This is a genomic window from Mycobacterium sp. E183 (genome assembly GCF_001667735.1).
Classification (GTDB): Bacteria; Actinomycetota; Actinomycetes; order Mycobacteriales; family Mycobacteriaceae; genus Mycobacterium.
This window is the reverse complement of the sequence record NZ_LZJN01000204.1, coordinates 139525-151668: the sequence shown is the minus strand read 5'-3', so window position 1 is coordinate 151668 and position 12144 is coordinate 139525. Positions and strand designations below refer to the sequence as shown.

The 12144-nt window shown below is 70.4% G+C and carries 11 protein-coding genes; 3 read left to right on the top strand and 8 right to left on the bottom strand.

All coding sequences use genetic code 11. The features are described 5' to 3' along the window. The 3 genes from A5691_RS25385 to A5691_RS25375 all read right to left on the bottom strand — a co-directional run. A partial coding sequence (locus A5691_RS25385) for an acyl-CoA dehydrogenase family protein (protein WP_067750793.1) occupies nt 1–953 on the bottom strand: 953 nt, incomplete at its 3' end. After that, nucleotides 950–2143 carry an acyl-CoA dehydrogenase family protein gene (locus A5691_RS25380; protein WP_067750799.1) on the bottom strand — a complete coding sequence of 398 codons (1194 nt, stop codon included), beginning with the start codon at nt 2141–2143 and terminating at the stop codon, nt 950–952. The genes A5691_RS25380 and A5691_RS25385, both read right to left, overlap by 4 nt. 2 nt (nt 2144–2145) lie before the next feature. After that, the gene (locus A5691_RS25375) at nt 2146–2922 is read right to left on the bottom strand and encodes an SDR family oxidoreductase (protein ID WP_067750805.1); all 777 of its coding nucleotides are present in this window, start codon (nt 2920–2922) and stop codon (nt 2146–2148) included. Nucleotides 2923–3012: 90 nt separating this feature from the next. Between A5691_RS25375 and A5691_RS25370 the strand changes: the two genes are divergently transcribed. After that, a complete protein-coding gene (locus A5691_RS25370; protein ID WP_067750810.1) occupies nt 3013–3360 on the top strand; it encodes a PE-PGRS family protein in 348 nt (115 codons plus the stop codon). Between the two features lie 9 nt (nt 3361–3369). On the opposite strand, the gene A5691_RS25365 is transcribed toward A5691_RS25370, so the two are convergent. Continuing rightward, complete coding sequence (locus tag A5691_RS25365; protein WP_068266838.1) at nt 3370–6609, bottom strand: carboxyl transferase domain-containing protein; 3240 nt, start codon at nt 6607–6609, stop codon at nt 3370–3372. Further along, complete coding sequence (locus A5691_RS25360) at nt 6606–8141, bottom strand: class I adenylate-forming enzyme family protein (RefSeq protein WP_197694459.1); 1536 nt, start codon at nt 8139–8141, stop codon at nt 6606–6608. The genes A5691_RS25365 and A5691_RS25360 overlap by 4 nt, the downstream gene beginning before the upstream one ends. Nucleotides 8142–8179: 38 nt before the next feature. Here A5691_RS25360 and A5691_RS25355 point away from each other — a divergent pair, with 38 nt between their 5' ends. After that, on the top strand, nt 8180–9013 hold the full coding sequence (locus tag A5691_RS25355; protein WP_197694458.1) for an acyl-CoA thioesterase domain-containing protein: 834 nt from the start codon (nt 8180–8182) through the stop codon (nt 9011–9013). 5 nt (nt 9014–9018) lie between these two features. Here A5691_RS25355 and A5691_RS25350 read toward each other — a convergent pair whose 3' ends face one another. The 3 genes from A5691_RS25350 to dapB all read right to left on the bottom strand — a co-directional run bounded on the left by A5691_RS25350 (nt 9019) and on the right by dapB (nt 10683). Next, nucleotides 9019–9420, bottom strand: a complete 402-nt coding sequence (locus A5691_RS25350; protein WP_197694460.1) for a flavodoxin family protein — start codon at nt 9418–9420, stop codon at nt 9019–9021. 62 nt (nt 9421–9482) lie between these two features. After that, entirely contained in the window at nt 9483–9887 is a 405-nt protein-coding gene (locus A5691_RS25345; protein ID WP_156669993.1) for a hypothetical protein, read from the bottom strand. Nucleotides 9888–9945: 58 nt separating this feature from the next. Continuing rightward, nucleotides 9946–10683 (bottom strand): 4-hydroxy-tetrahydrodipicolinate reductase, encoded by a 738-nt coding sequence (dapB, locus tag A5691_RS25340; protein ID WP_068018825.1) that lies wholly within the window; start codon nt 10681–10683, stop codon nt 9946–9948. A gap of 104 nt (nt 10684–10787) precedes the next feature. On the opposite strand from dapB, the gene A5691_RS25335 reads away from it, so the two are divergent. Further along, nucleotides 10788–12134: an HNH endonuclease signature motif containing protein gene (locus A5691_RS25335; RefSeq protein WP_068018822.1), complete on the top strand. Its 1347-nt coding sequence runs from the start codon at nt 10788–10790 to the stop codon at nt 12132–12134. Nucleotides 12135–12144: the final 10 nt, after the last annotated feature.

Below are 12144 nucleotides of genomic sequence, written 5' to 3'. Positions count from 1 at the left end.
AGCTGGACGCATTCCTCGGCGGCGTGCACGGCGACGCCGCTGCAATACGCCTGGGCAAGCGCCGCGGCGACGGCGGCGTCTTCGTCGGCGCGGGCACACGTGTCGGCGGCGTGGCGGGCCGCCGCCGTCGCGGCGCTGACCTCGAACCACAGATCGGCGAGCCGGTGCTTGATCGCCTGGTAGGAGCCGATTGCGCGACCAAACTGCTTGCGCTGCTTGGCATAATCCAGCGTGGTTTCGAAACACCACTGGGCGACTCCGAGTTGCTCGGACGCAAGCAGCGCCGCCCCCGTGCGCAGAGCCGCGTCGATCGGCCCGTCCGCAGGGCCGACGCGTGACGACTTTGCCGCCGAAAAGCTGAGGTCGGCAAGGGGTCTCGTCATGTCCAACGCCAACAGGGGCGAAACTTCCACCCCCGCCGCGGTGCGCGAGACGGTGTGCAGCTCGGGCCCATCCGGGCCCGCGACCGGCACCACCAGCACGTCGGCCTCGGCGGCGCCGGCGACGCTCGTGACCGATCCGCTCAGCCCGTCCGCGCCGCCGGGGACGAGTCCGATCGGATCGCCGGGCGCGGTCGACAGCGGCACCGCCAACGCGGCGGTCAGCTCACCCCGCGCCAGCGCCGACACGGTCTCGGTATCGCCGGCGCGCAACAGCGCGACCGTGGCCAGCACCGCGCTGGACAAGAACGGCACCGGCGCGACGGCCCGGCCGATCTCCTCCATCACGACCGCGGCCTCGCGGGCCCCCGCGCCCGCGCCGCCGAGTGACTCCGGGACCAACAGGCCGGCGACGCCCAACTCGGCGGCCAGCGTCCGCCACAGGCCCGAAAAGTCTTGTGGCGTAGGGTCATAGGCGCGTGCGACCGCTTCGGGCGGGCAGCGGTCGGCGAACAGGCGCCGAACGCTGTCGCGCAGGGCGTCCTCGGTTTCGGAGTACAACAGGTCGCTCATCGCGGCAGGTCCTTCCAGGCGACGTCTTTGTCGACGCGGTGCTCACCCGGCAGCCCGAGGATGCGCTCGGAAATGGTGTTGCGCAGGATCTCCGAGGTGCCACCCTCGATCGAGTTGCCGCGGGCGCGCAGGTAGCGGTACCCGGGCTCCCGACCGACCAGGTCGACGACTTCGGTCCTGCGCATGGTCCAGTCGTCGTACTGCAGCCCCGCCTCGGCGTGCAGCTCGATGTCGAACCCCGAAATCGCTTGCGCCAATCTGGCGAAGGCCACCTTCATGCCGGCGCCTTCGGGACCGGGCTGACCGGCTTGGGCCTGCTGCCGCAGGCGCTCGCCGGCCAGCCGCAGGACCTCCGCGTCGACCCACAGCTTCATCAGCTCGTCGTGCATCGCGGGATTGCGCAGCCCGGGCTCGTCCCGCCACGCCTTGGTGACCTTCCCGATGATCCCGCCCTCGCGCGGTGTCCCGGCGCGGGTACCGATCGCGACGCGCTCGTTGTTGAGCGTGGTGGTCGCGACGCGCCAGCCGCCGCCGACCGGGCCGAGCCGGTTGGAGTCGGGCACCCGCACGTCGGTGAGGAACACCTCGTTGAACTCCGCCTCGCCGGTGATCTGCCGCAGCGGCCGCACTTCGACGCCGGGCTGCGTCATGTCGCACAGGAAGTACGTCAGGCCCGCGTGCTTGGGCACCGTCGGGTCGGTGCGGGCGACCAGGATGGCCATCTGCGCGTGCTGCGCCATCGACGTCCACACCTTCTGCCCGTTGACGATCCAGTCTTCACCCTCGCGGACCGCGCGGGTGGCCAACCCGGCCAGATCCGAGCCCGCGCCGGGCTCGCTGAACAATTGGCAATAGACCTGTTCACCGGTGAACAAGGGGCGCAGGAACTTTCGCTTCTGTTCGTCGGTGCCGAACGCCGCGATGGTGGGCGCCGCCATGCCCATGCCGATGAAGTTCTTGACGGTGCCGCCCACCGGCGCGCCCGCGGCGGCCAGTTGCGCGTCGACGAGTTCCTGGGCCTTGCGCGGCAGGTCCAGCCCGCCGAAGCCGCGCGGCAGGTGCACCCAGGCCAGGCCGGCGTCGTACTGCGCGCCAAGGAATTCCCGCGGGTCGGTGGTGGCCGGGTCGTGCTCGTCGAGCAGCGCCTGCACCCGCGCCTTGAGATCCACCGCCAGGTCTTCGGTGGTCATGGCTAGCCCTGCGGCCGAGTTTGAAAGCCTTGTGCGGCGCCGAGTAGCAGCCCGCCGTCGATCACCATGGTCTCGCCGGTGATCCAGCTCGCGGCGTCCGAGACCAGGAAGGCCACGGCGCCTGCCACGTCGACGGGCTCGCCGATGCGTCCGAGCGCTATCGAGGATGCCAGCGGATCCTCGTGGTCCTTCCACAACGCCTCGGCCAACCGGGTGCGCACCACCCCGGGGGCAATGGCGTTGACGCGGATTCGGGGCGAAAGTTCCAGCGCCAGTTGCTTGGTGACGTGGATCAGTGCGGCCTTGGTGGCGTTGTACAAGCCCATGGCGGGCGATTGGTGCAGGCCGCCGATGGAGGCAGTGTTGACGATCGCGCCGCCGTGCTCACCCATCCAGGCCTTGACGACCAGCGAGGTCCACAGCAGCGGGGCCCAGAGGTTCACGTCGAAGATCTTGGTGAATCGGGCGTGGTCCTGGTCGATCAGCGGCCCGTACGCCGGGTTGGTGCCCGCGTTGTTGATCAGAATGTCGACGCCGCCGAAACGCTCGCAGGTCAGGTCGACGCAGCGCCGGGCGGCGTCCTCGTCGACGGCGTGCGCGCCGACCCCCAGGGCGTTGCCGTCCACCTGTGCGGCCGCCTCGTCGGCCGCCTCCTGCTTGCGGGCGGTGAGCACCACGTTGGCTCCGGCCCCGGCGAGCTGCTGGGCGATCGCGAGCCCGATCCCGCGCGAGGCGCCGGTGATGATCGCGGTCCGGCCGGTCAGGTCCTGTGAGGTCATCGTGGTGCGCCTTCCGTCGCGCGAAAGCCAACGGTTTCCCGTTCGCTACATGGATGTTTTACACGTGTGGGTCGGTGGTATGCGACCCGCATGTTCTCGAAATTAACCCTTACGAAAAGACTGGTGATGGGCGGGGCTGCGGCCGCCGCGATCGCCGTTGCGCCGATCGCCATGACCGATTCCCCCGCTTCGGCACCCGCACCGTCCGCGGCGCCCTCCCACGTGGTCATCAAGGATGACCCGGGCGGCGGCGGTTGCGACGGCAACGGCAACTGTGGCTCCGGCGGACAGAACCAGGGCCCCGGCGGCGGTCCCGGCGGTCAGGGCTGCGTCCCGGGCGTCGGCTGCGGCTCGGGCGGCCAGAACGCGGGGCCCGGCGGCATTCCGGGCGGGCAGGGTTGCCTGCCCGGCGTCGGCTGCGGCGGCGGCCACGCCTGATCGGTTCGGTCACCGCGATCTCCGCGGCTCCCGGAGCCTCACAATCCAGGCCCGGGAGTCCGCGGGGTCGATGACGTCGTCGAGTTCGAACGTGGTGGCCGCCCGCAGCGCCTTGCCGTGGTCGTAGGCCGCGGCGACCAGCTTGTCGAATAGTTCCTGACGCTTGGCGGGGTCGCCCTCGGCGGCCAGCTCCTTGCTGAACCCGAGGCGCACAGCGCCCTCCAGTCCCATCCCGCCGATCTCGCCGGTCGGCCAGGCGACGGTGAATTGGGGCGCCCGGAAGGACCCCCCGGCCATCGCCATCGCGCCCAGCCCGTATCCCTTGCGCAGGATGATCATCCCGACCGGCACGGTCAGCCGCGCGCCGAGGATGAACATCCGCCCGAATCGCCGGACCGCCGCGTCCTTCTCCGCGTCGGGCCCGACCATGAAGCCCGGGGTGTCGCACAGCGAAATCAGCGGCAGCCGAAACGATTCGCACAGCGCAAGGAAGTCGCCGGCCTTGTCGGCGGCCTCGGCATCGATGGCGCCGCCGAGGTGATGCGTGCTGTTCGCGATCAGCCCGTACGCCGCGCCCTCGACGCGGACCAGCGCGGTGACTATGCCGACGCCGTAGTCGGGCCGCAGCTCCAGCACCGAGCCGGTATCGACGATCGCCTCGATCGCCCGATGAACGTCATAGGCGCGTAGCCGGTTCTGCGGCACCACATGCCGAGACAGCCGCGGGTCCGGAGCCGCCCAATCGTCCACGCCGCCCTGGAAATACGACAGATACTGCTTGGCCAGCGACACCGCGTGCGCCTCGTCGCGGGCGACCAGGCTGACGACGCCGTTGCGGCGCTGGACACCGATCGGGCCGATCGCCTCCGGCGGATATACACCGAGACCGCCGCCCTCGATCATGGCGGGCCCGCCCATCCCGATGTTGGCGTCCGGGGTCGCGATGATCACGTCGCAGACCCCGGCCAGCGCGGCGTTCCCGGCGAAGCACCTGCCCGACACGATCGAGATCAACGGCACCCGACCGCTCAGCCCGGCCAGCATCCGGAAGGTCGGCACGTCCAGCCCGGCGGCGCCACCCACGTCGGTGTCCCCCGGGCGGCCGCCGCCGCCCTCCGCGAAGAGCACCACCGGCAAGCGTTTTCGGACGGCCAGGTCGAACGCGCGGTCGGTCTTGGCGTGGTTGCGCATGCCTTGCGTGCCGGCCAGCACGGTGTAGTCGTAGGACACTACGACCGCCTCGGCCGCCGCCCGCCCGAAGCGGGCGGCGCCGATCGTGGCCAGCCCGGCGACCAGGCCGTCGGCCGGCGTGTTGGCGATCAGGTCTTCTTCGGAGCGGCGGCTGCGCTGTGCGGCGATGGCCAGCGCGCCGTATTCGATGAAGCTGCCGGGGTCGATCAGGTCGGCGATGTTCTCCCGCGCGGTACGACGGCCCTGCTTGTGCCGCTTGGCAACCGCGGCCTCGCGGCCCTCGTCGAGAGTGAACAGATGCCGTCGGCGCACCTCGTCGAGGTCGGCTCGCGGCCGATCGAGATCCGTTGCGTCGGCGGCGGAGTCGCCGCCGGGGCCGTCGCCGGTGCGGGTGAAGACCAGCAACGGGTCGCCGGTTCCGACCACCTGCCCGGGCGTTACCAGAACGCGGACGGTTCGCAGCGCGTCGGGGGCGGTGAGCACGTGCTGCATCTTCATCGATTCGAGGACGACGAGCTGACTGCCCGCACCGAAGTCGGCGCACTCGGGCGCCACCTCGATCACGGTGCCCGCCAGCTGCGCGCGCAGCACGTCCTCACCGGGATACAGCTCGACCGGCACGACGGGATCCGCGTGCCGGTGCGTCGCCGCGGCCGCGGCGAGCTCGGGCAGCTTCTCGTCGAGGAAACCAGTGCTCACCCAACCGGATTCGATTTGCGGTTGGGACAGCAGCTCGCGCAGGAAGTCGATGTTGGTACGGACGCCCTCGATGCCGAACTCCGCCAGGGCGGTGCGGGCCTTGCGCAGCGCCGCCTGCGGCGACGACCCGTGTACGTGAGCGACGACCTTCGCCAGCAGTGAGTCGTAGTGCGGGCTGACGACCAGTCCGGCCCGGCCGTAGGTGTCGACGCGGATTCCGGGGCCGCTCGGCGGCGAGAACACGGTGAGGGTGCCGGCCGCGGGCACAACCGACAAGTCCGGGGCGAAGGTCTCCATGTTCACCCTCGCCTGAATGGCGATGCCACGGTGCGCGGCGGGCTCGCCCATGACTTCGTTGCCGTCAGAGGCGATGCCGGCAGGGAGCCCGAGCTGGTAGAAGGTGGCGCCCCCGGCGATCGCCAGCTGGACGGCCACCAGGTCGAACCCGGTCGTTTCCTCGGTGACGGTGTGCTCGACCTGAATCCTCGGGTTGACCTCGAGGAACACGAACTCCTCACCGGCCACCAGGAATTCGACCGTGGCCAGCCCGCGCAGCCCGACCCGCGCGCACAACCGGACCGCCGCCCGGTGCAGGTCATGCCGCAGCGCCTCGGAAAGCCCTTGGGCGGGTGCGATTTCGACGAGTTTCTGATAACGCCGCTGGATGCTGCAGTCACGGTCGCCGAGCGCGAGCGCGCGCGTCTGGTGTCCCGCGGGCGCAGCGACCACCTGCACCTCGATGTGCCGCGCGCCGTCGAGGCGCGCCTCGGCGAACAGCGCCGGATCTCCGAAGCCCAGTTGCGCCTCCGCGGCGCATTGTTGGTACGCGGCGGCGATCTCCTCGGCGCTGCGCACCGTGCGCATCCCCCGGCCACCCCCTCCGGCGAGCGCCTTGATCATGACGGCGCCGCCCTGCGCGGCGAAGAACGCCTCGATGTCCGCGATGCTGCTCGGTCCGTCCGTGGCGGGCAACACCGGCACCCCGGCCGCGACGGCGGCGCCGCGGGCGGCGGACTTGTTGCCCACGAGTTCGAGCACGTCGGCGTCCGGTCCGACGAAGGTGTGCCCGGCGCCGGCGCAGGCCCGGGCGAATTCTGCGTTCTCGCTGAGGAATCCGTAGCCCGGGTGGATGAGCTCGGCGCCGCAGCTTTTCGCCGCGGCCAGCACGGCGGGCTGGTCCAGGTAGGCGCGTGGCCCCGCGCCGGGCAGGCCGATCGCTTCGTCGGCCGCGTGCACGTGCGGGCTCTCGGCGTCGTCCTCGGCGTAAACCGCGACCGATCGCATCGCTAATTCTGTTGCGGTGCGGACGATTCGGAGCGCGATTTCGCCGCGGTTGGCGACCAGCACCGTCCCGCTCATCGCAGCGGATCCCCCCACCGAACCTGCTCGCGGAGCTTGCCCTTGAGCAGTTTGCCGCCGGCGTTGCGCGGCAGCGCGCTGTCGACCACGGTGACGTACTGGGGCACTTTGAAATCGGCGAGCTGCTCGCGGCAGTGGTCGAGCACCGCCGGCACGTCGATCTCGTCCGAACCGCCGAACAACACCGCGCCCACCTTCTCGCCCATGACGTCGTCGGGAACCGCCAGCACGCACGCGTCCGCGACGTGAGGCGCGGCCAGCAGCACGGCCTCCACCTCGACGCTCGAGACGTTTTCACCCCCGCGGTTGATGATGTCCTTGAGCCGGTCGACGATGTGCACCCGGCCCGCCTCGTCGACGCGCACGACGTCGCCGGTGTGCAGCCAGCCGTCCGCGATGGTTGCCGCGGTCGCCTCCGGCCGGTTCCAGTACCCGGCGGTGATGTTCGCGCCGCGCACCACCAGCTCGCCGACGCCTTCCTCGTCGCCGCCGAACGAAATCAGGCCGAGGTCGACGGACGGGACCGCGTACCCGACCGAGTCGGCGTGATCGACGGCGTCCCGGCTCGGCAGCACGGTCATCAGCGACGCCGACTCGGTCATGCCGTAGCCGTTGAACACCGTGGCTCGCGGAAAGGCGTCCTGCACCGAACGCACCAGCGACGGGGCGATCGGGGCGCCCCCGTAACCCACCCAGCGGACGCCGGAGACGTCGGCGTCGGTGAACCCGTTGTGCCGCAACATCAGTGCGTAGACGGCCGGGACGGTGACCATGACCGAGATGCGCTCGGCGGCCAGCGAGGCGATCAACTCGTCCAGGTTGAGGACGGGCATGATCACCGAGGCCCCGCCCAGGCGGGTGGCGGCCAGCAGTTGTGAGTTGCAGCCCGTCACGTGGAAGAGCGGCACCGAGATGAGTGTGCGCATCGCTTCGCCCAGGTCGCGCGGCTGGTCCAGGCACCGGATCGCGTTCTCGGTGTTGGTCAGGAAGGCCTCGTGGGTCGTCGGCACCCCCTTGGGATGGCCGGTGGTGCCCGACGTGTAGAACAGCGCGGCCACGTCGGCGCGGCCCAGTCGCTCCGTCACATACGGCTGGCCGTCGGGCAGCGGGTTGCCCGCCGCCAGGTCCAGCGTCGCCCCCGAGTCGGTGAGGACGAATTCGACTTCCGGTTGCGCCGAGCGCGTATTGACAGCCACCGCAACACCGCCGGCCATCACGATGCCCCAGAACGCCAGCACCCAGTCGATGCCGGCGGGGTACCGCACCGCGACGCGATCACCGGCCCGCAGCCCGCCCCCGCGCAGCCCCCCGGCGACCCGGGCCGCGCGGTCCCACAACTGGCGGTAGGTCAATCGGCCGGCGCCAAGCTCAACCACCGCCTCACTGTCCGGGCGCTGCTCGACCTGTTCGGCGAGCATGTCCACCAGGCTGGCGGGCAGATCGTCGTAGTGTGGGACGCCGTCGGCGTCGCGGGTCACGCCTGCCGTCGGAAACGGGTTGTGGGCGCGCGGGATTTCGATCACTGGAGGCATTCCCGGTCCTTACTATCCGGTGTCCTATCGTGATGGCCGTGACGGTCGACGATTCCGCCATCATGCCCGAGGCGTTCTTCACTGTCGACGGCGACTCCTACGTGCCGGGCCCGCTGACCCGGGGACCGTGGGGCGCCGCGATGGGTGGCCAGAACGTCGGTGGTCTGTTGGGTTGGGGCATAGAGCAATCCGGTATCGAGGCCGACTTCCAGCCGGCCCGTCTCACGGTCGACCTGCTCCGCCCGGCGTTGCTCGAGCCGGTGCAGATCCGGACCTCGGTGCAGCGGGAAGGCCGGCGGATCAAGCTCGTCGACGGCGCGCTGGTGCAGAACGGCAATACCGTCGCGAGGGCCAGCGCGCTGTTCCTGCGCCGAGGCGAACATCCCGACGGCGCGGTGTGGTCGGCTCCCCTGGCCATGCCGCCGCTTCCGGCCGATTCCGGAGATTTCCCGGCCGACATGCCGTTTCTTATCTGGGGCTACGGGGCCACCGCCGCGGGCAGTCCGGGCATCGCGGCCGGCGAGTGGGAACAGTCCCACTCCCAGAAGTTCGCGTGGACCAGGATCTTTCGCCCGATGGTGCAGGGCTATCCCCTGACCCCCTTCACCCGACTGGCCTTCGTCGGTGACATCACGAGTTCGCTGACCCATTGGGGCACAGGCGGCTTGCGCTACATCAACGCCGACTACACCGTCACCGCCAGCCGTCTGCCCGACGGTGAATTCCTGGGGCTGGCGGCGCAAAGCCATTACGGCGCAGCAGGGGTGGCCACCGGCGCCGCCACCCTCTTCGACCGGCACGGGCCGATCGGCACCAGCTCGGCGCTGGCCCTGGCCCAACCGGCCGACGCGTTCAACCCGACCCACACCTAGACGGCTCATTCCATCAGCTGGGCGGCCACCGTCGCGCCGAGTTCCCAGCAGGCCTGCAGGTCGCCCTTGTCCGGCTTGCCCGAAACCACCACGGTCTCTGCGGCTTTGGCCCAGCCCAGCCCGGTGGTGATCGACATGACGCCGCGCGCGGCGCCTTCGGTGCCCTCGTTGCCGTGCAGGTACAGGCCGAACGGGCGCCCGCGCGTCGAGTCGAGCAGCTGATAGTAGGCGCAGTCGAACGCGTGCTTGAGCGCACCGCTCATGTAGCCCAGGTTGGCGGGGCTGCCCAGCACATATCCGTCGGCCGCCAGCATCTCGGCGGGCGACACGGTCAGCGCCGGTCGCCGCACGACCTCGACGCCCTCGATCTCGGGGTCGGTGGCCCCTGAGACCACGGCCTCGAACATCTCGTGGCAGTGCGGGGACGGTGTGTGGTGAACGATCAGCAGCGTCTTGCTCACTGGCTTACTCACTGGCGGCCCTGCAGTTCGAGCGCCGTCTTCATGGCTTCCCGCGCGCGGCGGCGGTCCCCCGCGTAGTCGTAGGCGCGGGCCAGCCGGTACCAGCGCCGCCAGTCGTCGGGGTGGTCTTCGACCTCCGTGCGTACGGAGGCGAACAGGGCGTCGGCGGCGTCACGCTCGATGCGGCCCGACGCCCGCCGTGGCAGCGCGCTGGTGTCGAGCTCCATGCCGTCGGCCGCAATGAGATTGGCCAGCTTCTGGTGGGCGAACCCGAACCGCAGCGTCGCCACCATGGCCCACAGCCCGATCAGGGGCATGATCAACACCGCCAGGCCCAGCCCCACGGCGGCGGCCCGGCCCGAGGCGATCATTGCGACGGCCATTCGCCCCAGCATCACGAAGTACACCAGCATCGCGACGCACAGGAACGCGATGAGCAACTGGGTGCGCAGGGCGGCGTTCACGGCGGGCTCACCGCAGGTCGAGCAGGGGCTCGAGCCCCACGGTGAGGCCCGGGTGTTCCCTGACGCGGCGGACGGCCAACAGCACGCCCGGCACGAACGAGGTGCGGTCCAGGCTGTCGTGGCGGATGGTGAGCGTCTCCCCCTCGGTGCCGAACAGGATCTCCTGGTGGGCGACCAATCCGGCCAGCCGCACCGAGTGCACCGGGATGCCGTCGACGTCGGCTCCGCGGGCGCCGGGCAGGCCGGTGCTGGTGGCATCGGGGTTGGGCGGCAGTCCTTTTCGCGCTTCGGCGATCAGCTTCGCGGTGCGGGCGGCGGTGCCCGACGGGGCATCGGCCTTGTGCGGGTGGTGCAGCTCGATCACCTCCACCGAATCGAAGAAGCGCGCCGCCTGCTTGGCGAAATGCATTGACAGCACGGCGCCGATCGCGAAGTTGGGCGCGATGAGGACGCTCGTGTTCGGACTCTTGGCCAGCCAGCTTTCGACCTGCTCCAGCCGCTCGGCGGTGAATCCGGTGGTGCCGACGACGGCGTGAATTCCGTTGGCGATCAGGAACTCCAGATTGCCCATCACCACGTCGGGGTGGGTGAAGTCGATGACGACCTCGGTGCCGGAGTCGGTGAACGTGCTGAGCGGATCTCCGGCGTCGACCTCCGCGGACAGGGTGAGATCCTCGGCGGCCTGCACTCCCCGCACCATCGCCGACCCGACCTTGCCCTTAGCCCCCAAGACGCCTACCCGCATGAGCTCCACCCTAGACCGGGCCGATTCATCCACAGTCGGGTGTTTATCCACAACCGGCGCGTTCGTGGTGGCGCGGGCCGGATTGGGCGCCCTATTGTTCGAACATGGGTTCGATCGACGTGCCGCAGGAGGTGGCCGCGGCGCTCGACGCGCTGGACGCGGCCGGCGCGTCGGTGCGCGCGCTCAACTTGCGGGCGCTGAGCCCCGCCGTCCGGCTGCGGGTGCTGGAGCGGATGGAGACCGCGCGCCGCCAGCAGGTTGCGACGAGTCACGACCTGATCGCGGACCTGGCGCAAGAGGATGCCGGGGACCTGGGTGGGCCGGTCCACAAGGTCATCGGCGACTGGCTGCGGATCAGCTACAGCGAGGCATGCCGGCGGATTCGAGACGCCAGGCAGCTCTCGCCGCGCCTGACCCTCACCGGCCAGCAGTTGCCACCGGAGCTGGCCGCCACCGCCGAGGCGTGGCGCGGCGGAGCGCTCGACGCGCAGCACCTGCGCGTGATCCAGACCTTCTTTCGCGACCTGCCCGACGCCGTACCCACCGTGACGGTCGACGCCGCCGAGCGATTCCTGGCCCGCCAGGCGGTGCAGTTGCGGCCCGACCAGCTGGAAAAGGTCGCGCACCGGTGCGCGCTGCGGATAAATCCCGACGGGAAGTTCTCCGACATCGACCGCGCCCGGCAGCGCGGCTTCACCTGGGCCGGGCAGCGGTCCGACGGGATGAGCATCGGGAAGCTGGTCGCTTCCCCGGAATTGCGGGCCAACCTCGACGCCTGGCTCGCGCGCTTCGCCGCCCCCGGCATGTGCAATCCAGACGACGAAAAGCCTTGTCTCGACGGAGAACCCAACGACGAGTCCGCGAGCGGCGACACGCGCAGCCACGCGCAGCGTCAGCATGACGCGATCAACGCCCTGGTACGCGGTCAGCTGGGCAACCCGCAACTGGGTGCGCACAACGGTTTACCTGTCACGGTCATCGTCTCCACCACGCTGCAGGAGCTGACGTCCGGCACCGGGCGCGCGGTGACGGGCGGTGGAACGGTGCTGCCGATGCGCGACGTGATCCGGATGGCGCGCCACGCCTACCACTATCTGGCCGTGTTCGACGAACACTCGCGCCGCCCGCTGTATCTCGGCCGGTCGCGGCGAATCGCCACGCCGGATCAGCGCATCGTCCTGTACGCGAAGGACCGCGGCTGCACGCATCCCGGCTGCGACGCGCCGGGTTATTGGTGCGAGGTGCACCATCTCGACGAGTGGGCCGCAGGCGGGCTGACCGACGCCGACACACTCACCTTCGCCTGCACGCCGCATCACAGGCTGATCGAAAAGGGTTGGCGGACAAGGAAGCTGCCCGACGGCCGGACCGAGTGGCTACCGCCGCCGGAGCAAGACCGCGGGCAGCGCACGAACGACTACCACCACCCCGAACGCGCCGAAGACCCTTGACCCCCGCGCG